Source organism: Bradyrhizobium tropiciagri (genome assembly GCF_001189845.1).
Taxonomy (GTDB): Bacteria; Pseudomonadota; Alphaproteobacteria; order Rhizobiales; family Xanthobacteraceae; genus Bradyrhizobium; species Bradyrhizobium tropiciagri.
Window position 1 is genome coordinate 38,173 of sequence record NZ_LFLZ01000038.1, and the last position, 21,309, is coordinate 59,481.

18 protein-coding genes and 1 pseudogene are annotated in these 21,309 nt (G+C 64.1%); 11 read left to right on the plus strand and 8 right to left on the minus strand.

Going from position 1 to position 21,309, the window contains the following annotated elements; all coding sequences use genetic code 11:
• The first annotated feature begins 215 nt into the window (after positions 1-215).
• The gene (locus AKN84_RS26645; RefSeq protein ID WP_050423540.1) at positions 216-2,330 is read left to right on the plus strand and encodes a GumC family protein; all 2,115 of its coding nucleotides are present in this window, start codon (positions 216-218) and stop codon (positions 2,328-2,330) included.
• A 79-nt stretch (positions 2,331-2,409) separates the two neighbouring features.
• Here the strand turns inward: AKN84_RS26645 and AKN84_RS26650 are convergent, their stop codons facing one another.
• Positions 2,410-3,735 carry a lipopolysaccharide biosynthesis protein gene (locus tag AKN84_RS26650; protein WP_430649935.1) on the minus strand — a complete coding sequence of 442 codons (1,326 nt, stop codon included), beginning with the start codon at positions 3,733-3,735 and terminating at the stop codon, positions 2,410-2,412.
• A 504-nt stretch (positions 3,736-4,239) separates the two neighbouring features.
• Between AKN84_RS26650 and AKN84_RS26655 the strand changes: the two genes are divergently transcribed.
• Positions 4,240-5,460, plus strand: coding sequence for an FAD-dependent oxidoreductase (locus AKN84_RS26655; protein ID WP_050423542.1), 1,221 nt, complete (start codon positions 4,240-4,242; stop codon positions 5,458-5,460).
• Between the two features lie 132 nt (positions 5,461-5,592).
• Here the strand turns inward: AKN84_RS26655 and AKN84_RS26660 are convergent, their stop codons facing one another.
• Positions 5,593-6,723, minus strand: coding sequence for a GNAT family N-acetyltransferase (locus tag AKN84_RS26660; protein ID WP_050423543.1), 1,131 nt, complete (start codon positions 6,721-6,723; stop codon positions 5,593-5,595).
• Positions 6,724-7,236: 513 nt separating this feature from the next.
• On the opposite strand from AKN84_RS26660, the gene AKN84_RS26665 reads away from it, so the two are divergent.
• The 4 genes from AKN84_RS26665 (at position 7,237) to AKN84_RS26680 (ending at position 11,840) form a co-directional block, all read left to right on the plus strand.
• On the plus strand, positions 7,237-8,049 hold the full coding sequence (locus AKN84_RS26665; RefSeq protein WP_050423544.1) for a WecB/TagA/CpsF family glycosyltransferase: 813 nt from the start codon (positions 7,237-7,239) through the stop codon (positions 8,047-8,049).
• A 75-nt stretch (positions 8,050-8,124) separates the two neighbouring features.
• Positions 8,125-9,414, plus strand: coding sequence for an O-antigen ligase family protein (locus tag AKN84_RS26670; RefSeq protein ID WP_050423545.1), 1,290 nt, complete (start codon positions 8,125-8,127; stop codon positions 9,412-9,414).
• Positions 9,411-10,436: a glycoside hydrolase family 5 protein gene (locus tag AKN84_RS26675; protein ID WP_050423546.1), complete on the plus strand. Its 1,026-nt coding sequence runs from the start codon at positions 9,411-9,413 to the stop codon at positions 10,434-10,436. The genes AKN84_RS26670 and AKN84_RS26675 overlap by 4 nt, the downstream gene beginning before the upstream one ends.
• 117 nt (positions 10,437-10,553) lie before the next feature.
• Entirely contained in the window at positions 10,554-11,840 is a 1,287-nt protein-coding gene (locus tag AKN84_RS26680) for an MFS transporter (RefSeq protein ID WP_050423547.1), read from the plus strand.
• A 6-nt stretch (positions 11,841-11,846) separates the two neighbouring features.
• Here AKN84_RS26680 and AKN84_RS26685 read toward each other — a convergent pair whose 3' ends face one another.
• The 5 genes and pseudogenes from AKN84_RS26685 to clpB form a co-directional block, all read right to left on the minus strand.
• Positions 11,847-12,038, minus strand: a complete 192-nt coding sequence (locus AKN84_RS26685; RefSeq protein WP_050423548.1) for a hypothetical protein — start codon at positions 12,036-12,038, stop codon at positions 11,847-11,849.
• 79 nt (positions 12,039-12,117) lie between these two features.
• Positions 12,118-12,932, minus strand: a pseudogene (locus AKN84_RS26690) (family 1 encapsulin nanocompartment shell protein).
• Positions 12,925-13,986 carry a Dyp-type peroxidase gene (locus tag AKN84_RS26695; RefSeq protein ID WP_050423549.1) on the minus strand — a complete coding sequence of 354 codons (1,062 nt, stop codon included), beginning with the start codon at positions 13,984-13,986 and terminating at the stop codon, positions 12,925-12,927. The pseudogene AKN84_RS26690 and the gene AKN84_RS26695 overlap by 8 nt, the downstream one beginning before the upstream one ends.
• Before the next feature lie 147 nt (positions 13,987-14,133).
• Positions 14,134-14,388 carry a DUF2171 domain-containing protein gene (locus AKN84_RS26700; protein ID WP_050423550.1) on the minus strand — a complete coding sequence of 85 codons (255 nt, stop codon included), beginning with the start codon at positions 14,386-14,388 and terminating at the stop codon, positions 14,134-14,136.
• A gap of 116 nt (positions 14,389-14,504) precedes the next feature.
• Positions 14,505-17,117 (minus strand): ATP-dependent chaperone ClpB, encoded by a 2,613-nt coding sequence (clpB, locus tag AKN84_RS26705; RefSeq protein WP_050423551.1) that lies wholly within the window; start codon positions 17,115-17,117, stop codon positions 14,505-14,507.
• A 602-nt stretch (positions 17,118-17,719) separates the two neighbouring features.
• On the opposite strand from clpB, the gene AKN84_RS26710 reads away from it, so the two are divergent.
• The 5 genes from AKN84_RS26710 to AKN84_RS26730 all read left to right on the plus strand — a co-directional run bounded on the left by AKN84_RS26710 (position 17,720) and on the right by AKN84_RS26730 (position 21,035).
• Positions 17,720-19,150, plus strand: a complete 1,431-nt coding sequence (locus AKN84_RS26710) for a YXWGXW repeat-containing protein (protein ID WP_128971188.1) — start codon at positions 17,720-17,722, stop codon at positions 19,148-19,150.
• An 86-nt stretch (positions 19,151-19,236) separates the two neighbouring features.
• Entirely contained in the window at positions 19,237-19,419 is a 183-nt protein-coding gene (locus AKN84_RS26715; protein WP_021081492.1) for a hypothetical protein, read from the plus strand.
• A gap of 122 nt (positions 19,420-19,541) precedes the next feature.
• Positions 19,542-20,444 carry a DnaJ C-terminal domain-containing protein gene (locus AKN84_RS26720; protein WP_050423553.1) on the plus strand — a complete coding sequence of 301 codons (903 nt, stop codon included), beginning with the start codon at positions 19,542-19,544 and terminating at the stop codon, positions 20,442-20,444.
• Positions 20,441-20,716 (plus strand): chaperone modulator CbpM, encoded by a 276-nt coding sequence (locus AKN84_RS26725; protein ID WP_050423554.1) that lies wholly within the window; start codon positions 20,441-20,443, stop codon positions 20,714-20,716. The genes AKN84_RS26720 and AKN84_RS26725 overlap by 4 nt, the downstream gene beginning before the upstream one ends.
• A 94-nt stretch (positions 20,717-20,810) precedes the next feature.
• The gene (locus tag AKN84_RS26730) at positions 20,811-21,035 is read left to right on the plus strand and encodes a hypothetical protein (RefSeq protein WP_016843345.1); all 225 of its coding nucleotides are present in this window, start codon (positions 20,811-20,813) and stop codon (positions 21,033-21,035) included.
• A gap of 5 nt (positions 21,036-21,040) precedes the next feature.
• Here AKN84_RS26730 and AKN84_RS26735 read toward each other — a convergent pair whose 3' ends face one another.
• The gene (locus AKN84_RS26735; protein WP_050423555.1) at positions 21,041-21,274 is read right to left on the minus strand and encodes a hypothetical protein; all 234 of its coding nucleotides are present in this window, start codon (positions 21,272-21,274) and stop codon (positions 21,041-21,043) included.
• Between the last annotated feature and the right edge of the window lie 35 nt (positions 21,275-21,309).

The window sequence follows — 21,309 nt, forward strand, 5'->3', positions numbered from 1 at the left end:
GCGGAGCGTGCTCGTGCATCGAGTAGCGCGTGTTGAGGTTACTGCTCATTTAGCAATCAGACATATGTCAGCAATCAAGAGTTATTATCTCACAAACAGGGTACCGCCGGCTCGTTAACTAATTGGTTACGGCAGCACAGAGAGGGGGTAACCGGCGATTAACCATGGATATTTACGTTGGGGCAGTACTGTCAGTTGAATTCGAGTCAGAACCCATGAAGTTCGGTAGCCGCGCAGGCCCGAGACGTTCCGAAGTCACGGAACCCGCAGCGTCGTGGGAAACTGCCGGCGTGCCGGCCGGCCAATCCTCCGCAGAGACCACCAAAGGCGTCCTAAGCATTCCGGGGGTGGTGGCCTTTTTCCGCGAGAGAGGTCAACGCATCCTGATGCTCGCCGCGGTCATCTTCGCGGTCGGAATCATCTTGTTGATGTTGATCCCGGCGCGTTACGCCGCGACGGCGCTCGTCGTCGTCGACCCGCGCGAGCAGCGGGTGACCACCGACCAGGACGTCCTGCCCGGGATCGGTCAAGATGCCGCAGCACTGCAGAGCGCTGTCGAGATCGCCAAGTCCGATGGATTTCTCGGGCCGCTGATCGACCAGCTCAAGGTCGCCGAGGACAGTGACATCTCCGGCGGCAAGACCGACACCACGCGTCTGCTCGACCGGTTTCGCAACCGGCTCGATATCTCAAGGCGCGGATTAACCTATGTCATCGCCATCAAATTCACGTCCAACAACCCGCAGCGTGCGGCGTACTACGCCAATGCGATCGCCGAGGCGTTCGTCGCCAGCCAGCGCGGGACGCGCACCGTTGCGACCGACGAGGCCGCCGACTGGCTGAAGAGCCGGCTCAAGACGTTGAACGACCGGCTGCGGTCTTCGGAAGATGCCGTCGCCAAGTTCAAGCTCGAGCACCGCATCGTCAACGCCGGCAAGGAATCCACCACGCAGCAATTGCGCGTCACCGACCTGACGCAGCAGGTCGCCGCCGCGCGCGCCCGCACCGAGGAGGCCAAGGCGCGCTATGAGCAGTTGCAGCGCGACCTGAAGGCCAATGTCGACGGGCCGGTCAAGCAGGACCTGCTGAGCGCGCTGCGCGCCCAGCGCTCCGCGCTCAACGACCAGATCGCGCAGAAGCGCGGGGTGCTCGGCGATCGTCATCCCGACCTCGTGATGGCGCTCAGCCAGCTCAGCGACCTCAACCGGCAGATCGACATCGAGCGCAAGAAGAACATCGACACTGCGAAGTCGGAATACGAGGCGCAGTGCGACCAGCAAAAGGCGCTCGAGGACCAGTTAAAGGCGGTCGAATCGCAGATCCTGGTTGACGGTCAGGCGTTCGTTAAGTTGCAGGAGTTGCAGCGCGACGCCGACGCCAACAAGAACATCTACGAGCAGTTCCTCTCGCGCTACAAGACGACCGACGAGCAGCGGCTGCTGCAGGCCTCGCAGACCAAGGTCGCATCTCCGGCGACGCCGCCGATCCGTTCGACGCTTCCGCCGCTCCCGCTGCTGCTCGTCGTGCTCGCGATCGTCTCGCTGCTGACGTCGACCGCGATCGTGGCCGTTCCCGGCCTGAATCTGAAGCTCCCGATCAAGACCATTCCGCCGCTGCGCAGCGCCGAGGCGCCCGTATCGATGCCGGCACCGGCCCCGGTCGCGCCGCAATCCGCCTTGCCGCCGGAATTGCCGGTGCTGGCCCGCATTCCCAACATGGTGTCGCCGGATGCCGTCAAGAGCGTCTGGCAGACCCCGATTTCGACGACGGCCGAGCCCGACCTCAGCCCGCATCTTCAACTGCTGATCGAGAACATCGAGCAGCTTCCGGGTGACCACGGCAAGGTGGCGCTGCTGCTGTCGGTCGAGACTGGTGCGGGCGGCAGCACCGTCGCGCGGTCGCTCAACCGGTCCGCCGTCAAGAACGGGATGCTCAGCGTCCTGATCGAGATGGAATCGAAGCGCGCCGACGTCGTATCGCCGCAAGGCTCGGGGATCATCAAGGCCGATCTGCCGTCCGTCGTCGAACTGCTCGGCGCCAGCAGCAAGGCGCCACCTTATCCGCCGGACGATATTCGCGCCGATTTCGGCCTGATCATTGTCGACGCGTCGTCGCTTGCCACGCAGCCGGCCGCGGTGGCGCTGGCCGGCCATGCCGACCTCGTGATCCTTGTGGTTCGCGAGGGCGCCGCCAATCCGGCCGCGATCGACAAGGCGCGGGCCGACCTGTCGAGGTTCGGCTCGGTCCCGACTGCGCTGGTCGTCAATCGCGTGGCGGCCAACGCCACGGCCCGCAGCCCTCAGGGCGAAGCCCTGGGACTGGCGAGCTGAAGGCTGCTCAGCCGGGCCAAGCGCCTTTCGTGCGAAGCGAGCGCCGGTTCGGAGAACGAAGCGCGTCTGAACAGAAGCTCTAGTCGTTGCTATCCGCAACGCGGACGGTGTAGGCGCTGTCCTTCGACGACGACAGATGCGACAGCACCAGAACTGACGGGTCGACGCCGGTCCGGCGGCGGCACAGCACGTTGAGCGCGATGGTGGCGATGACAAGAGATGACGTCGCGGAGATCGCGGCGCCGAGCACGCCGAGCCAGGGGATCAGCACGACGAATCCCAGCAGCCGCAACGCGACGTTGGCGGCGACCACCGGAACGTAATCGCGCTCATGCCCGGTCAGCTGCAGGACCGCGGCCGACGGCCCGCCGGCCGCCTGGAACGCGGTTCCGATCGCGAGCACGATCAATACCCACTGTTGCGCGGCGAAATGCGGTCCGAACAGGCCGAGAAGGTAGGGAGCGCCGACCCAGACGATGACGAGCCCGGTGAGCACGCAGAGCGCGGTCACCTCGGCCATCAGCTTCAGCGTATGTTCGAGCTCGCGGTGGTTCTTGCTGAAATACAGCGACGGCAGCCGGCGCGCGCCGAACGTATAGAGCGCAGCGGAAAGCATCGCGAAGATGTTCGCGAGGCGCGAGGCGGCGAAATAGACGCCCGCGGTGGCCGGATCCAGCATCCAGTAGACCAGGATGACGTCGAAATACTGGTTCGCCGCTTCGAGAATGGATGCGAGCCAAAAGCGGAATGCGCTGCGGTTCCAGCGCGAGGTCTCGAAGCACGCGGTGACCGAACGCAGGTTCGGCAGCACGCGCACGATCGACACGATCTGCACGACCAGCCCGAGAGCCATCGCGACGCTCATCGCGGTGAACAGTTCGGCAGGGGTGAGCTGGCGGTGGCCGAACAGCACTGCGATCAGGACCAGCACAACGGCAACCCGCCAGAAGAACTCGCGATTGCCTTCGCCCATCAGGATGCTGACCAGGGATCGCGCGATCTGGCTGCCGAGCATGAGCCCGGCATTGACAGCGGTGAACGCCGAGACCGAGAGGATCAGCAGCCACCATTCGCCGCGAAGGGTTGCCACTGCGGCGATCGCAGCGATCGAGATCAGCATCCCGATCGCCGAATTCCTCAAGCTCGACAGCAGCACGCCCTTGGTGAACTCGGCCTGACCGCGCACCTCGTATTCATTGAGGAAACGAACCAGGAGCAGCTCCTGGCCGGCAAGGCCCACGACCGAGGCGATCTGGGCGATGGAGAGCAAGGTCGCGAAGTCGCCGAACGCGTCAGGCGTCATCGCCCGCGCGGCCAGCGAGAACAAGGCAAACGCAAGCCCGCCGCTGCCGACCTTGAGGAGGATGGTCCCGGCAACGCCGCGCGTGACATCGCGCCGAAACATTTGGAGCATAGAGGCAATCACCAGAGACGTCTCAATATCCTGTCAGGCTGCGGACCGTAGCAATCGGTGAAGCCAGGAGTGTTAATGTTGTCTTGCTAAGATTCCGTTCCTTCCGGCGGCCTGTGCGCAGACAGTTGTGCACCCGGCCAATATGTCGCGCTGCTCCATTCTGGAACGCCGTCGTCCTCGCTGTCTCCAAACGGTGCAGGTCGGGTCGCACTCCACCGCATCGCCAGCAGCGTGAGCCGTGCTGGTTGAGGTCGCATAGCGCGCGAGCGGCGCCCGTCGAAGCTCCACGGCCAGGCAATGCTCCCGTCTGCCTGCTGCGGAGCCTCAGTTTCATGGCCGCTTTTGCTGCAAGCCATGTGCCGGGAACCCGTCAATCGCCATCGAGGCCGTTTCGTTAACCTCAATAGCGGAACTCGTCCTGCTCGCTCGGCGTGGCGGCAGGGCAGGCAAGGGAATTGCAGTTCGATGGCCCATTAGCCGTCGGAGCGGACAAAGATGATTGCCGAGGAAAGCACGACCCAGCCGATCGCAGCTTGCGAGGCTGAGATTATCGAAACGGACATTGCCATCGTTGGCGCTGGTTTGGCAGGCTCGCTCGCGCGAGCTGTGCTGGTCCGGGCCGGGTATCGGGTCATCCTGATCGACAAGCGCTCGATCCCGCCAGATGAATTCCGTGTCGAGAAGGTTGCGGGACGGCAGATCGATATCTTCCGCCGCCTCGGCTTCCTCGACGACGTCGAGGCCGTCTCCTCCTCCTATGACCACGTGCTCAACATCAGGGGCGGCAGACTGGTCGATATCGGCGTCGGGCGATCCTATGGGGTTTCCTATGCAGACCTCGTCAACATGGCGCGTGGCCTGATGCCTGATCCATCGAGCTTCCGGCTCGACCTGGTGACCAACATCAGCTGCAGTGAAGATCGCCAGCAACTGACGCTGGCCTCCGGCAAGCGCGTCGTCTCGCGCCTGGTCATTCTGGCGACCGGCATGGCGAGCGCGCTTGGCTACACTCTCGGAATGCGCCGGCAGATGATTGCCGCGCGGCACTCGGTCACGTTCGGCTTTACGATCGCGCGGCCGGATAACGCGCCCTTCGGCTTCGACGCGCTGACCTGCTACGGCAAGGAGGCGGCTGACGGCGTCGACTATCTCAGCCTGTTTCCGATGTCGGGCGGCATGCGGGCGAACCTGTTCATGTTCCGCGATCCGACCGATCCGATCATGCGCGAGCTGCGCCGCGACACCAAGCGGACGCTGCTTCGCCTGATGCCGGGACTTGAACCCTATCTCGGTGATTTCGAGATCGTCGGCCAGGTGCACAACTGGGTCATGGACCTGTCGGTGACCGAGGGCCATCTGCAGCCGGGTATCGTGCTGATCGGCGATGCATTCCAGACCAATTGCCCCGCGGCCGGCACCGGCGTGAGCCGCCTGCTGGTGGATGTCGAGCGGCTTTGCACCGAATATGTGCCGCGCTGGCTCGAGACCGACGGCATGGGCACGGAGAAGATCGAGCAGTTCTATTCCGATCAGGACAAGCTCGCCGCCGACCGCCACTCGCTGCAACTGGCGCGTTACCGGGAGGCCTTGACCTCGAACACCGATGTGCGCTGGACGCTGCAGCGGCAGCTGCACTTCCTGCGCCGCATGATCACGCATCAAGTGGACCGGATTCATCCGGGATGGGTCATGCGCGTTCGCAGCGCGCTCCGGTAGGTGGAAGCCGTTCCATCGCATCATCCGAAAATGCGAAGCGGACTTCCCTCGCGGCAAACGCGCGGCGTCTGGCCCGAGCTCCCGCTCAAACCATTGAAGCGCGATGATGGTTCAGCGCGAACCAATCGCGCCTTAGCGCGTGCCGGTCGAGGTGCGGATCGGTCTGAGGTCGATGACGCGCTTGGCGGCCTGCTTGATCCAGGGCGCCTGCTTCAGGGTAAACAATGCCAGCGAGCCGGCGGCGCTACCGGCCTGCGTCACGCTCGACATCGGCGTGGGCTGACCGCCGAACTGCATCTTGTAGGGCTCGTCGCCGATGGTGAAATCCAGCACCCGGCGGCCGCGCTCGATGCAATCCTTGGCGACGCTCTCGAACGTCAGCGCGCCGATCGATTGACTCTTGTATCCCTCGACATCGAACGCCGTCATGACGACGAGGAGGCTGTCGCGGTGGACCAGCCCAAGCGCGGTCGCGATCACGTTGCCGTCCATCTTCATGGCATAGAGCCGGGTAAAGGAGCCCATGCCGCGAAGCGCGACGCTCGAATAGAAATCGAAATACGCCGGACGCTGCAACAGGTCGCCGTCACCGTGGGCATGGAAGCGCGGACCGCGAAACTTCCGCATCGTCTCCATGGCCTCGCCGATGGAAGCTGCGTCGCCACAGCATGAGAAGGTGAGCGTGCCCTTCTTGTGGATCTGGCGCCATTTCTTTGCCAGCTCCTTCATATAAGACTTGCCCAATGCGTTGAGCTGCCATTGCTCGAACGGCGCGGCCAGCACCGTGGCATAGGCATTGGTATCCATCAGGCTGCGATGCGGCGCTCCGAACAAGTTCTCGATCGGCATCTTTGCATCGAGCAGCTTGGGTATGCGCAGCAGGTCGAATGGCCGGAGCAGTTGCCGAAGCTTCTGGCAGGTGCGTCCGTCCTGGAGCAGCTCGGCAAATGTCTTGATGCTGCACACCGGCGCCAGGTAGTCGGACACGCGAAGGTCGGCGAATTCGATCGTTCGCATCGGCCCGCGTCGCACGCGCAGCATCGGGAGCACCGCCGCCAGCGCGCCGCTTGCGCGCGAGCGGACGACGACGACCAAGGGCTTCGCTGCTGCGGCGGGAGCGAGCTTGCGATACAGGCTGTCCAGCCATAGCGGATGTTGGAAGGCGGTCGCGTCCGAGCCTTCGAACAATGTCGCGTATTCTTCAGACAGGAAGTCGAATGCGTCGTCGATGCAGACATCGAACGCGTCATCATTCTTGTTCATGTGAAACCAAAAACAAACGAGTTTTCAAAACGCCGATCGAGCCGGCCTCTCATCCTTATAGCAAAGGCCGATGACGGCGCGCACTGGTAGAATACGATTTGTATTAATGTCGTGCCTCGACCTTTGCATATTGTTGCTGGTGCAAGCGTCGCCGTGGCTGAAACGATAGCGGCTTGCCGTCGGCGCAAGATTGCCGTGCCGTGCGAAGCGAGCATGGTTAACGACCTCTTTGCGGCCTCGACTCATCGAGGGTGCGACGAGGCATCGCGCGTTGTCTGGACCGGATATTGCAGTTAAGGGCATGTAAGCACTGGAGCCCTTGCTGAAATGTTGAGTCATAGCCAAAACGCCCGCGTTTCCGATGCGATTTCGTCTGCGCGCGCCGATCGCGAAGGGACCCAGAGTCTCGATTCAGATATCGCTGTTCCGCCTGTCCGAATTTGCGACACTTCGCGTGGCGAGCAGCCGGCGCACGCGACGAGTGTGCCGAGCCGGTCGTCCCTGCCGAACGGCATGCGGGAGCGTCGGACCAATCCTGTTGGCAGGGCCATGACTGCGGGTGTCCCGCGGGAAACCATCGGTGGGTTGCGGCTCGCCGTGCTCGATCGCGAGCAGACCGCCGACTTCATGGTCGAGGCCGTGTACCCGAACCGGCGCGCCAATCGTCCGCTCTATCTGACCTCGGCCAACGGAGAAGTATTGTCGCGCTGCTCGACCGAGCCGATGACCGATCGGCTATTCCGGGCCGCCGACCTGATCAATGCCGATGGGCAGCCGCTGGTCATGGTGTCGAAGCTCCGGTCGTCGAAGCCGCTGCCCGAGCGCGTCGCGACTACAGATCTGTTTCATGACGTCGCGTGCAAGGCGGAGAAGCTCGGGCTGACCTTCTATTTGTTCGGCGCGAACGAAGCCGAAAACAAGGCGGCAATCGCCAATGTCCGCCGGGCCTATCCGGCCCTCAAGATCGTCGGCCATTCGCACGGCTATCTGCGTGGCGACGCGCTGCGGGCCAAGGTGGACGAGATCAACGCGCTGGCGCCGGACTTTCTCTGGGTCGCGCTCGGCGTGCCCTACGAGCAGGCCTTCGTCGACGAATTCATCTCGCGGCTTGGCAACGTTGGCGTCATCAAGACCTCGGGCGGATTGTTCAACTTCCTGTCCGGCTCGCGGCCGCGCGCGCCGAGATGGATGCAGATCGTCGGGCTCGAATGGGCCTGGCGTCTCTGGCTCGAGCCGCGCCGGTTGTTCTGGCGCTATCTGACGACCAATCCCCACGCTCTCTATCTGCTGTTCAACCGGACCCGGTCCTCGCCGACCAGGGACTAGATTGTCTACCGCGTGCAATGTGCCGCTCCGATCCACCGGAGCGGCGAGCTCTTCAGTGAGCGGAGTACAACTGATATGGACGGACGAGCGCTCGATAGCTCGGTCTGGCAAGCGCCGGGCATTGAAGCGGAAAATCTTGCACGAACCGTCGTCAACTGGTCGATCACCATCAACGTGATCATGTCGATGGGAACGTTCCACCCCGCGCTGCTTCCAGCCGGGGTGACGCTGGTGCAGCAGGTCGTCGCCCTCGCGATGTGGGGCGTGCTGATCTATGCGAGCCTGTTCATCCGTCCCCGCCTGCGGCTCGCCTTCAATCTCGACACGCTGGTGATCGTCGCATTCTATGCGTTCGCCACGATTTCGGTATTCTGGACCGATCTGGACGTTTCCGCCCTGATGAAGGCCGCCGCGCTCGCGATCACGACGCTCGGCGCGTTCTGCATGGTCACCCGCGTCGGCCTCGACGACATCGTGAAGTCGACCACCCGCGGCCTCTTCGTCCTGATCGCAGGCTCGGCGTTTTGTGCGGTGATCCTCCCGGACATCGGCGTGGACCAGACCTGGATGCATAATGGGCAATGGCAGGGCGTCTTCGAATCGAAGCAGACGCTGGGCTTCGCCGGGGCCTATCTGATGTTCTTTGCCTGTTTTCGAAAGGTGACCGGACAGGGATGGCTGCCGTTCCTGGTGACCTTTGCGCTCGCGTCGACCTGCGTCATCTTTTCGGAGTCGCGCGGCGCCGGCGCGTTGTCGCTGGTCGCCTGTGGGCTGCTGCTGAGCTCCCTGTGGTCGGTCAGGTGCATGCAGGTCTATGCGATGCTGCCGTGCGCGATGTGCGTCGTGGCCGCATTGCTGATGCTGTACTTCTACGCGACCGGCTACGATTCGATCCATGTCTTCGACACGGCGATCAATCTCACCGAGCGGACCTTCATCTGGCAGTACGCCATCAGCCATTTCGATGATGCGCCGCTGATCGGATTCGGCATCAACGGGTTCTGGACCAGGCCCGAGATCTACGACTATTTCAACCAGAACCACGGCTGGGTGCTCGACAACTACCATAACGGCTATGTCGCCATTCTGGTCGAGACCGGGTTCATCGGCTATTTCCTGTTCACGGCGAGCGTCTTTCTGTTCTCCTACAAGGTGCTCTGCCTGATCGCGGGACGCGCGATCGACCGCCTGCATTGTGCGCTGATCATCGGGTTCGTCTTCCTGAACTGCCAGACCAATTTTACCGAGACGGTCTTCCTTCGCTCGACGATGTTCACATCGGTGCTGTTGATCGCCTTCTTCCTCGCCGTGTGCCGGTCGTTGCCATCGTCGCGCGTGCAGCTGTACGAGTTGGAGCGGTCATGAGAGCGCTTCGATTGCTTCTGCAAGGAGCCGTTCACCTGCTGCTGGCCGCGGTGCTGTCCGCCGCGCTGATCTCGCCCGCGGGTGCGGCCGGGCAGGCGGCGTCTCCGAACGTCGCGGCGCTGGGGCGCGGCATCAACATTCTCGGCTATGACGGAATCTGGGAAGGTTACCAAAATGCGCCGTTCCGTCTGGAAAACCTCGCCGCCATTCGCAAGGCCGGCTTCGCGCATGTCCGGATCAACTTCTTCGGCTTCAGGCACATGGATTCCGGCAACATGCTGGATGAAGCCGTGTTGCGGCGCCTCGATGCTGTGATCGAGCAGGTCCTGGCGCACAGGCTGATCCCGATCCTCGATGAGCACGACACCGATCTCTGCCAGCGCGACGTGCCGGAATGCACCGCCAAGCTCAAGGCGTTCTGGCGTCAGGTCGCTTCGCGCTACGCGGGCAAATATCCGGCGCTGGTGTTCGAGATCCTGAACGAGCCCGGCGGCAACATGACGTCAGCCGAGTGGAATGCGCTGCTCGGTGAATGCCTGGCCATCGTCAGGAGCGCCAATCCGAAGCGCAATGTCGTGGCCGCCATCCTGAACACCGAGGAACTGCCGATCGGCGCGTTGGCGTTGCCGGCCGGCGACCGGAACCTGATCGTCACATTCCACTATTACCTGCCGCTGCAATTCACCCATCAAGGCGCGCCGTGGTCGGCGACGTTCTCGAAGATCGGCCCGTTGAGCTGGGGCTCTGCGGAGGACGAAGCCAGCGCCGCCGCCGATTTCGACAAGATCCGCGCCTGGGCGGAGAAGGAGAAGCGCCCGATCTATCTCGGCGAGTTCGGTGTCTATGAGCGCGCGCCGGCGGAGAGCCGGGCGAGGTACCTGTCGTTCATGACGAGGAGCGCGGAACGGAACGGCTGGCCGTGGGCCTATTGGCAATTCGATCACGATTTCGCGGCCTTCGACGGCGCGCGACAGCGCTGGAACGAAGATATCCTCCGCGCGATCATTGCTCCGGCCCGCTGAGGCTTGTCGCTTGCGCCGCATTCGTCCGGCGTGCCAGTCCTGTCCAAGCGTTGCCTTGCCTAACAAGAGCGGAGGAATCATACTCGCTCCGGCGAGACAGAATGGGAACTGACAGCGTTGCCGGACATTGCGAGCAGGGAATTCGATGTCAAGCGCGCAGCCTTTGCCGCGACCATCGGCAACATGCTGGAGTTCTACGACTTCATCACCTACAGCTTCTTTGCGACCGAGATCGGGCACACGTTCTTTCCCGCGCAAAGCGAGTATGGCAGCCTGATGCTGTCGCTTGCGACCTTCGGCGCCGGTTTCCTGACGCGCCCCATTGGCGGCATCGTGCTCGGCATCTTCTCCGACCGGGTCGGCCGGCGGCCGGCGATGCTGCTGAGCTTCGCGCTGATGGGGGGCGCGATCCTGACCATCGCGCTGACGCCGTCCTATGCCGCGATCGGCATCGTGGCGCCTGTTATCGTGATCCTGGCGCGGATGGTGCAGGGCTTTGCGCTCGGCGGCGAGGTCGGTCCGACCACAGCCTATCTGATCGAGATTGCCGCGCCCCGGAATCGCGGCCTCGTGGTGGCATGGCAACCTGCGAGCCAGGAGATCGCGGCGACGGTCGGCGCCCTCGTCGGCGTCATCCTGAGCAGCACGATGGCGCCCGACATGCTGCAGGCTTACGGATGGCGGGTCGCTTTCCTGCTCGGGGCGGTCTGCCTGCCGTTCGGCATCTGGATGCGCCGCACGCTGCCGGAAACGGTCTCGCATGGCGAGCACGTCGCCGGGCAGGTCGAAAGCTCAAGCCATCTCGCGCTGGCGCGCCGGCACCTTCGCGTGATCGTGTTGGCGGTGATGATCCTGGCCAGCGGCACGATCTCGACCTATGTGACGCAATACATGACGACCTATGCCAAGAACACGCTGCATGTGTCGCCGTCGCTCGCGTTCACCGTGTCGCTGGTCAGCAACGGGCTTCAGATCATCGGCGCGGTGCTGGGCGGCTGGCTCGCCGACCGGCTTGGCCGCAAGCCGATCATGATCTGGCCGCAGCTGGTGGTGCTGGTGCTGACTTATCCGGCCTTCCTGTGGATCGTCCGCGACCCCGGCGCGTGGTCGCTGCTGTTCGGTTTCGGCATCCTGTCGTTCATCGGCTCGCTGCCGTTCACGGCGTTCTATGCCGCCTTCACCGAGGCGCTGCCGCAGAACATTCGCGGCGGCGTATTCGCCACGATCTACGCAGTTGCGATCGCGACGTTCGGCGGCACCGCGCAGCTCGTGGTCACGTGGCTGCTCCACGTGACGGGAGATCCGCTGGCGCCGTCCTGGTATCTCTTGCTCGCGGCCGCGGTCGGCATCGTGGCGATGAGCCTGATGCCCGAGACCGCCCCGGTGAAGGTCGGCGAGAAGTAACCGCGCTCAATCCATGTCGCGGAAGGCGTGGCCGTTGGCCTCGATCTCCTTCACGAGCTGCGCCGGCAGATTGGCCTGACCGAAGGTGCCGTCGAACACCCAATCCTTGGCGTCGGCGAGATCGGGAAGGCCGGCGCCCTTGCGAACATAGAGGCCAACCGATGCCTTCTTCGGGTTGATGTAGAGATCGTAGTCCATTGCGCGCGTCCTCTCCGTTGAAGTTCAACGGAAGCTCCGGCAACGGCCGAAGCTTCCTGGAAGAGTGAACGCCGACAGGCTAGGCGGGTTTCTTCGCCTCCGGCGCCAGCACTACCGACGCTTCGCTCGTCAGCATCAGGAATGTGATGGTCTCCTGGAAATAGAGCTGGACCGAGGTCGCCGAGTGGCTGAGATAGCCGATCGACAGGTCCTGGCCGATCGAGAGCTGGAAGTCGCCGCCGCGGGTGGTGAGCAGGACGCCGCCCGCGATCGCGGGAGCCCAGATGATCTTGCCGTCGATCAGGCGCTGGATGTGCTGCAGCACCGGATAGCCGTCGTCGGTCGCGCCGCCGATCGCAGTGTAGGGCTCGGTGCCGAGCAGCAGCGTATAGGGGCCGTTGACGCCGGCGAGCCGCAACTGGCTGACCGCCTGCGCGACCACGGTGGGGTAATTCTTGATGCTCGACGGCAGCGTCAGCACCGGGTTGCTGGTGCCTTGACGGATGCCCTGGATGCCGGCGGCGGCGTAGCCATCGAACACCGCGCGATCCTCGGCGAAGGCGATCTTCCGCGCGGCTTGCTTGAGCGGATCCCAGTCGGAATCATTCGAGCCGCGCTCGACATCGTCGATCGCCTGGCGCGACAGCTCGAACGGCACGCGCAGCTCGACCAGCGCGCGAACCTCGCGCTGCGTCGCCTCGACCCCGTCGCCGGGCGTCGCAATCTTCTTGAGATGGCCGGTGCCGACCGCGGAGAAATCCGTCCCCTTCGGACCGTCGACGTCGACGACACGGCGCGCGCCAGATGGCGCTTCAACGTGCGCGAGGCTTCCTCTTCGATCTGGGCCCATGCCGCGTCTGAGATGGGGGCGAGTCCCCGATGAAGATTATTCATGTCCAGCGTCTCCTTTCAGTGAGCCGATCCCGAGCGAGCCGTCGGACGGCGGTATTCCTGGTGCAGATGTCTCGTCGGCTCCGGCGTCATCCGGGGACGGTTCAGCGGGCGCGGCTGCGGGCGCCTCGCTGGTGACATCCTCCAGGAAGGTCGCCGACGGCACGAAGTACAACGTGCCGGTCACGGCGCGGCTGAAGTCGAGCAGGCGGTCGTAATTGCCCGGCGGCTTGCCGACGAACATGTTCTCGAGCATCTGCTCGATCCGGTGCGGGGATTTTGCATAGCCGATGAAATAGGTGCCGAACTCGCCCTTGCTGACGCTGCCGAACGGCATGTTGTCGCGGACGATGTCGAGCTCCTCGCCGTTCTCGACGATCGTCGTCAGCGCGTTGTGGGCATAGCTCGGCTTCACCGCATCGTCGAGCTCGATATCGGAGAGCTTGGTACGGCCGATGATCTTCTCCTGCATCTCGACCGGCAGTTCGTTCCACTTCTTCATGTCGTGCAGGTATTTTTGCACGATCACATAGCTGCCGCCGGCGAATGCCGCGTCCTCGTCGCCGACGATCGTGGCCTCCAGCGCCGCCTGGTCCTGCGGGTTCTCGGTGCCGTCGACAAAGCCGAGCAGGTCGCGCTCGTCGAAATACTTGAAGCCATGCACCTCGTCCGAGGTGGCGACAGCATCGCCGAGCCGTGACATGATCTGCGTCGCCAGCTCAAAGCACAGATCCATCGGCACGGCGCGGATGTGAAACAAGAGGTCGCCCGGTGTCGCAACCGCGTGGTGAACGCCGTTGATCTCGCGGAACGGGTGCAAGCCTTGCGGCCTGGGCGCGCCGAACAGCCGGTCCCACGCATCGGAGCCGATGCCCATGACGCAGGACAGCCGTCCTTCGAGATCGCGGAAGCCGACGGCGCGCACCAGCGCGGCCACATCGGCGCAGAGCGACCGCACCACTGCATCATATTCCGGATCGGGCTTGATCGTGACCGCAAGGAAGATGGCCGCGCGCGTCAGCTTCGCAGCGACCGGTTGCGGAACGGCTGATGGCACGCATGTCTCCTTGCTGGGCGGCTATTCCACGAGGGCAAAAACATAGCTACTGGACGCCAGATCGACGTCCAGGCAAAGGCAGAGGAGCACGCAACCAGAACCTTGACAAGGGCTCGAATTGCTCACTCTTGTACAAACGCGCCCGCGTCAATCGACGGGCTTGCCGGATTTCTCCTCCTCGAGTGTCACCGCAATCGCGGCGTTGGCCGATAGCCGCACCTTGGAGCCTTCGACGCCGGCGACGAAGCCGAGCTCGATATAGTGGTGGTGGCCCTTGTGGAAGCCGTCGCTCTCGCTCTTCTTGAGCTTGATGCGGTTGCCTTCGACGTGATCGACGGTGCCGACATGCACGCCGTCGGCGCCGATGACCTCCATGTTGTCCTTGATGTTCTGCTGCGTCATGGCGCTCTCCCTGGTTGCAGGTCAGTTTGCCTATCCGGCTTGAATATTCAGCTTGCATATGATGCGTCCGGACGACGCGGCGATGACAGCGCGCCGTTGGCAGTCCGGGGCTTGTTTCAGACCGGCTCGAATTCGTCGGCCGCCGCGTTCTCGGGTTTCTTGCCGTTGAAGGTGAGGCCGGCCTTGGTCGCGGAGAGCTTGACCTGCGAGCCGTCGCGCACGTCACCGGAAAGGATCATCTCGGCGAGCGGATCCTGCACGCTGCGCTGGATCACCCGCTTCAGCGGGCGGGCGCCATAGGCTGGGTCCCAGCCCTTCTCGGCCAGCCAGTCGCGCGCCTTCGGGTCGAGCTCGAGATCGATCTTGCGATCCTCGAGCAGCCTGCGCAGCCGCGCGAACTGGATCTCGACGATGCGGCCCATGTCGCTCTTCTGCAGCCGGTGGAACAGGATGATCTCGTCGATGCGGTTGAGGAATTCCGGGCGGAAATGCGCCCGCACCATGTTCATCACCTGTTCGCGCACCGCGCTGGTGCCCTGCCCCTCGGGCTGGTTGACGAGGTATTCGGCGCCGATGTTCGAGGTCATGATGATCAGCGTGTTGCGGAAATCGACGGTGCGGCCCTGGCCGTCGGTGAGGCGGCCGTCGTCGAGCACCTGCAGCAGCACGTTGAAGACATCGGGGTGGGCCTTCTCGATCTCGTCGAACAGCACGACCTGGTAGGGCCGCCGCCGCACCGCTTCGGTCAAGGCGCCGCCCTCGTCATAGCCGACATAGCCGGGCGGCGCGCCGATCAGCCGCGACACCGAGTGCTTCTCCATGTATTCGGACATGTCGAGGCGGATCATCGCGGTCTCGTCGTCGAACAGATATTCGGCCAGCGCCTTTGCCAGCTCGGTCTTGCCGACGCCGGTGGGACCCAAGAACATGAACGAGCCGATCGGCCGGTTCGGATCCTGCAGGCCGGCGCGGGCACGGCGCACCGCGGTCGACACCGCGCGGACGGCCTCGGCCTGGCCGACGACGCGCTTGCCGAGCATCTCCTCCATGCGCAGCAGTTTGTCCTTTTCGCCCTCCAGCATCTTGTCGACCGGCACGCCGGTCCAGCGCGACACCACCTGCGCGATATTGTCCGCGGTCACGGTCTCGCTGGCTGACGAGGTCTCGCTGGCCTCGACCGCCGCGAGCTTCTTCTCGAGCTCGGGAATGCGGCCATAGGCGAGCTCGCCCGCCTTCTGGAATTCGCCTTTGCGCTGCGCATTGGCGAGCTCGGTGCGCAACTGCTCGAGCTCACCCTTCATCTTCTGCGCGTCGGAGAGCTTGCTTTTCTCTGAGCGCCATCGCGACGTCATGTCCGCCGATTTCTTCTCGAGATCGACGAGATCCTTCTCGAGCGTCTGCAGGCGGCTCTTGGAGCCGAGATCGGTTTCTTTCTTGAGCGCCTCCTGCTCGATCTTGAGGCGAATGATCTCGCGGTCGAGCGAATCGAGTTCCTCAGGTTTGGAATCGACCTGCATCTTCAGCCGTGCCGCGGCCTCGTCCATCAGGTCGATGGCCTTGTCGGGCAGGAAACGGTCGGTGATGTAGCGGTTCGACAGCGTGGCGGCGGCGACCAGCGCCGAATCCGCGATGCGCACGCCATGATGCTGCTCGTATTTGTCCTTCAAGCCGCGCAGGATCGAGATGGTGTCCTCGACCGTTGGCTCCGAGACGAACACCGGCTGGAAACGCCGGGCCAGCGCCGGGTCCTTCTCGACATGCTTGCGATATTCGTCGAGCGTGGTGGCGCCGATGCAATGCAGCTCGCCGCGGGCGAGTGCCGGCTTCAGCAGGTTCGACGCATCCATCGCGCCGTCGCCCTTGCCGGCGCCGATCAGGGTGTGCATCTCGTCGATGAACAGGATGATGCCGCCCTCGGCTGATGTCACCTCCTGCAGCACGGCCTTGAGCCGTTCCTCGAACTCGCCGCGATATTTTGCGCCGGCAATCAGCGCGCCGAGGTCGAGCGCGAGCAGCGCCTTGTCCTGCAGGCTTTCCGGCACGTCGCCATTGACGATGCGTAGCGCAAGGCCCTCGACGATCGCGGTCTTGCCGACGCCGGGCTCGCCGATCAGGACGGGATTGTTCTTGGTGCGGCGCGACAGCACCTGGATGGTGCGGCGAATTTCCTCGTCGCGGCCGATCACCGGATCGAGCTTGCCGTCGCGCGCCGCCTGGGTGAGGTCGCGGGCGTATTTCTTCAGCGCATCATAGGCATTCTCGGCCGATGCGCTGTCGGCAGTGCGGCCCTTGCGCAGCGCGTTGATCGCCGCATTCAGGTTCTGCGGATTGACGCCGCCCTTGGCGAGCAGCTTGCCGGCGTCGCTGTCCTTGTCGGCGGCGAGGGCCTGCAGCAGGCGTTCGACCGAAACAAAACTGTCGCCGGCCTTGTCGGCGGCCTGTTCCGCCGCGGCGAAGGCGCGCGCAGTCTCCGGCGCCAGATAGATTTGTCCGGAGCCGGCGCCGCTGACTTTGGGCACCTTCGCCAGCGCCTCTTCGGTGGCCTTGAGGATCGCGCGCGAGTTGCCGCCGGACCGGTCGATCAAGCCGGCCGCGAGGCCTTCGGGATCGTCGAGCAGCACCTTGAGGATGTGGAGCGTCGAGAACTGCTGGTGCCCCTCGCGCATCGCGAGCGATTGTGCCGACTGAATGAAGCCGCGGACGCGATCGGTATATTTTTCAATATTCATCGTGGCACCTCAGGGCGGCACAGGCTGGTCGAGATCAGGTATGCCATGCATTGCCGCCGGCGACAGATGGCGGAACGATGACATCCATCATATGGCAGCCCAGTGCATTTGCGCCGGCGGAAAACCGCGGGCTCGAGGCTGCCGCGGCCCGCATCGTGTGGTCGTTTCGGGGGTGTGTCAATCGCGGAGCGCGGCTGTTGGCAGTCACCCGGAGGTACTGCCACGGGATGTGCCGGCGCGCGTCGCGCCGATGCTGGCTGGCCGACCGTCTCGGCAAACTCAGCAGCGCGACGAGTCTCGAATCATTGCAATCGTGCGAACGCCAAAATCGTATTCGTGACACATTCTGGAAAAGCGATGATCTTGCACGCGGTGAGTGCACGCGATGATGCCGGCGAGCGTCGCGATGTTCCATTGAATCGCACAACGATGAGTCACTGCACACTCTGAACCCGCGATGAATGGCTGCGTGATGTGTTTCGAGCTGTTTCAGGCTGGTGTAAGGTCAAGGCGCTAGCGATGAAGTGTGTCGGTGCGTTGCCGATGCACGGAACTTTTGTTCCGGTTCTCACGTTGAACGTGCTCATCGAAGAGGGCTCCCAATGACAACTCGTCTCCTTTCGACCGTGTCGTGTGCAGCGATTGCCACGGCGCTGTTCTCAGTGACCGCGGTGCCAGCCATCGCGCAGGATGCGGCATGCGCGCCGGTCTCTGCTGTCGACTCTCCGCCGCCGCCGCTGCCGACGTACGATCAGCCGCCGGTGCCTGGGCCCGGCTACATGTGGTCGCCGGGCAATTGGTCGTGGGACGATGATCGCGGCGATTACTACTGGGTGCCGGGCACCTGGGTGCAGCCACCGCGCGTCGGGCTGCTGTGGACTCCTGGCTATTGGGGCGCGTTCGGCGGCGGCTTCATTTTCCATCAGGGCTATTGGGGTGATCGCGTCGGCTTCTACGGCGGCATCAACTACGGCTTCGGCTACGGTGGTTCAGGCTATGAAGGCGGCCGCTGGGATCACGGCAACTTCTTCTACAATCGCACCGTGAACAATCTGCAGGGCGCGCAGATCAACAACGTCTACGAGAAGAACGTCACGGTCAACCAGACCACCGTCAACAATGTCAGTTACAATGGCGGCACCGGCGGTATCGAAGCGCGGCCGACTGCTGCCGATCGTGCGGTCGCCAAGGAGCAGCATTTCGCGGCGACGCCGTTGCAACGCAAGCAGGTCGAGACCGCAAGCCAGGATCCGAGCCTGTTCAAGCGCGCCAACAACGGCGTGCCCGCCGTCGGCGCCACCGCGCGTCCTGGCGAGTTGAAGGGACCGGGCGTGGTCCGCGCGCGTCCGGCCGGCGAGGCCGTGCCTGCCACCGCCGCTAAGCCGGCGGCCGGGGAGCCGGCGCGGCCTGGATCCCCAGCCGCGCCTGCGACTGCGAATGCACCGCCTGCCTCTCACGCGCTCCCGGTCCCGGGGAAGGAAGTTCCCGCGGCGCATCCGACCGCACAGGAGAACAAGCCTGCGGTCGAGGAGAAGCACGCAGCTCCCACGCCCGAGACGAAGGTCGAGCCGCATCCTGCTGCACCGGCACCTGCCGGATCTCACGCGCTTCCGGTCCCCGAGAAGGGCGTTGCCGCGCATCCACCCGCCGAGGTGAACAAGCCCGCGGTCGAAGAGAAGCGCGCAGCACCTGCCGCCGCGCCCAAGGCCGAACCGCGGCCTGCAACGGAAGCAGCGCGGCCTGCCGCACCGGAAGTGCGCAAGGAGGAGCCGCGGCCCGAGCCAGCCGCGAAGCCGGCCGCGCGGCCTGAGCAGGCAGCAAGGCCTGAGGCGTTGCCGCACCCCGAGGCGCATGCTCCGCAGCCGCCGGCCGCGCATCCGCAGCCAGCCGAGGCGCATCCGCAGCAGGCGGCCCGGCCGGAGCCGCACGTGCAGGCCCCGCCCCACGTCCAGGCCGCGCCCCACGTTCAGGCGCCGCCGCATGCCGCACCCGCAGGTCATCCGGCAGAGGAGAAGCGGCAGGAGCAACACTGAGGTAAGATCGCGCTCCGCCGGCTCGTTCCGGCGGAGCGCGCACTCTCCTTTGCCCGCGCGCGAGCGATCATCACTGGAGGTCGGTCATGGCACAGAGTCACGGTGGCGACGGACAGCTTGACGACGGCAAGCCCCGCTTGAGCGAGGACGATATGCAGCGGGCCCTGCTCGGGCCGAGGGGCGTGCCCGGCAAGCCGGACACCGCCAAGATGACGCCGCAGCAGGAAAAGAACATGCCGAAATATCTGGATCCCGGACACACCTCGTAGCGCCCGTGATCTGAGCACACGTTGCGCTGCCTGTTCTCGGGCGGCGCGCCTGCGCACTTGCAAATCGCCTGCTTTTGCGCCCTCATGATTGCAGGTGCACTCACGGTGTTGCGGAGCAGGTTGTGAGAAATCCGTACGAGGTCCTTGGCGTTGCCCCGACGGCGACTGCGGCCGACATCCAGAAGGCCTATCGCAAGCTGGCGAAGAAGCTGCATCCGGATCTCAATCCGGGTGACAAGGCGGCCGAGGACAAGTTCAAGGAAGTCGCTGCCGCGAACGATCTGCTCAGCGATGCCGACAAGCGCAAGCGCTTCGACGCCGGCGAGATCGATGCCAGCGGCGCCGAGCGGCCGCAGCATCGCTACTACCGGGATTTCGCCACCGCCGATGCGGGGCATCCCTATGCCGACAGCTCCGGCTATGCCGACTATATGGATCAGGACGATGCTTTTGCCGAGCTGCTTCGGCGCACCGAGCAGGCGCGCGCCAACCGGCGCGGCCGCGACCTGCATTACAGCCTGGTGATCGATTTCGCGGAATCGATCACCGGTGCGGGCAAGCGCCTGACGCTTCCTGATGGCGGCACGCTCGACGTGACGATCCCGCCGGGACTCGTCGACGGCCAGATCATCCGCCTGCGCGGCAAGGGCATGCCCGGCAGCGGCAAGGGCGGTCCGGGCGACGCGCTGATCGAGGTCGAGGTTCGCCCCGACCCGCGCTTCACCCGCGACGGTGACGATATCTCGCTGGAATTGCCGATCTCGTTGGCCGAGGCCGTGCTCGGCGGCAAGGTCAATGTTCCCACCCCGACCGGCGCCGTCACCATGACGGTTCCGAAGGGCTCGAACACCGGCACGACGATGCGCTTGCGCGGCAAGGGCGCGCCCAAGGTCGGCGGCGGCAATGGCGATGAATTCGTCAAGCTCAAGGTGGTCCTGCCCAAGGGACCCGATCCCGCGCTCGAGGCGTTTGTCTCGAACTGGGATCGCAAGGCATTCAATCCGCGCGAGGATGGTGCGTCATGAACAAGCAGCAATTCCTCATCGACGCGGGTCTCGAGGTGCGGACCTTGGAGTTCTGGATCGAGCAGCAATGGCTCGTTCCGGACGAGACCGCTCACGAAGTCAGTTTCTCTGACACCGACCTGGCGCGTGCGCATCTGATCCGGGATCTGAAGGGCGACTTCGGCGTCAACGACGAGGGGATCGACGTCATCCTCCATTTGGTCGACCAGCTGCACGGCCTGCGCCGCGCGTTCGAAGAGTTGCACAAGGATATCGCGTCACCGCAGCGCTAGAGCATGATCCGGAAAAGTGCGAAGCGGCTTTCCGAAAAGATCATGCTCAAACAACAAGCTCGCCTGAGTCGAACTTCAGCCCCCGGAGACGATCATGACGGACAAGCCGACGCCGCTGGCTCATGGCGAGATCGACGTTCTCATCCTGCAGGCGCTGGTACGCAAGCTGATCGCAAAGGGGGTGCTGACGCCTGATGACGTCCGCTCGATGCTGTTCGAGGCCGCGAAGAATCTCGATCTGGTCGGCAGCGAGCTGACGACGGAAGCCGCCAACATCATCGTGCAGGAAGATCTGGCGCCGGCATTCCTCGGCGGGTGATTTGCTCAGGTCTGGCCGCTGCGGGTGGAAACCAGCCGGATTTGCGTGATCTGGTCGGCATTGCCGGCGAGATAGGCCTGCGCATCGCGCACCAGGCGCTCGATTGCGGCGGCGTCGTAGCTCGGATGCCGCCGGTTCAGATGCAAATCGGTCTCGATCTGCATCACATTGGTGGTTACTTCGGCGCCGATCTCGATCGAGAACGACACCAGCGAAACATGCGGGCTCTTGAACGCCATATCCTGTCTCCTTGTATCGTGTGGGGGCGCCGCAT

Excerpts from the sequence above, each read along its gene's own strand:
- AKN84_RS26710 (WP_128971188.1), top strand. The coding sequence starts at position 17,720 with ATGACAACTCGTCTCCTTTCGACCGTGTCGTGTGCAGCGATTGCCACG.
- AKN84_RS26730 (WP_016843345.1), top strand. The coding sequence starts at position 20,811 with ATGACGGACAAGCCGACGCCGCTGGCTCATGGCGAGATCGACGTTCTC.
- AKN84_RS26650 (WP_430649935.1), bottom strand. The coding sequence starts at position 3,735 with ATGTTTCGGCGCGATGTCACGCGCGGCGTTGCCGGGACCATCCTCCTC.
- AKN84_RS26645 (WP_050423540.1), top strand. The coding sequence starts at position 216 with ATGAAGTTCGGTAGCCGCGCAGGCCCGAGACGTTCCGAAGTCACGGAA.
- AKN84_RS26660 (WP_050423543.1), bottom strand. The coding sequence starts at position 6,723 with ATGAACAAGAATGATGACGCGTTCGATGTCTGCATCGACGACGCATTC.
- AKN84_RS26665 (WP_050423544.1), top strand. The coding sequence starts at position 7,237 with ATGCGGGAGCGTCGGACCAATCCTGTTGGCAGGGCCATGACTGCGGGT.
- AKN84_RS26725 (WP_050423554.1), top strand. The coding sequence starts at position 20,441 with ATGAACAAGCAGCAATTCCTCATCGACGCGGGTCTCGAGGTGCGGACC.
- AKN84_RS26655 (WP_050423542.1), top strand. The coding sequence starts at position 4,240 with ATGATTGCCGAGGAAAGCACGACCCAGCCGATCGCAGCTTGCGAGGCT.
- AKN84_RS26675 (WP_050423546.1), top strand. The coding sequence starts at position 9,411 with ATGAGAGCGCTTCGATTGCTTCTGCAAGGAGCCGTTCACCTGCTGCTG.
- AKN84_RS26735 (WP_050423555.1), bottom strand. The coding sequence starts at position 21,274 with ATGGCGTTCAAGAGCCCGCATGTTTCGCTGGTGTCGTTCTCGATCGAG.
- clpB (WP_050423551.1), bottom strand. The coding sequence starts at position 17,117 with ATGAATATTGAAAAATATACCGATCGCGTCCGCGGCTTCATTCAGTCG.
- AKN84_RS26685 (WP_050423548.1), bottom strand. The coding sequence starts at position 12,038 with ATGGACTACGATCTCTACATCAACCCGAAGAAGGCATCGGTTGGCCTC.
- AKN84_RS26670 (WP_050423545.1), top strand. The coding sequence starts at position 8,125 with ATGGACGGACGAGCGCTCGATAGCTCGGTCTGGCAAGCGCCGGGCATT.
- AKN84_RS26700 (WP_050423550.1), bottom strand. The coding sequence starts at position 14,388 with ATGACGCAGCAGAACATCAAGGACAACATGGAGGTCATCGGCGCCGAC.
- AKN84_RS26715 (WP_021081492.1), top strand. The coding sequence starts at position 19,237 with ATGGCACAGAGTCACGGTGGCGACGGACAGCTTGACGACGGCAAGCCC.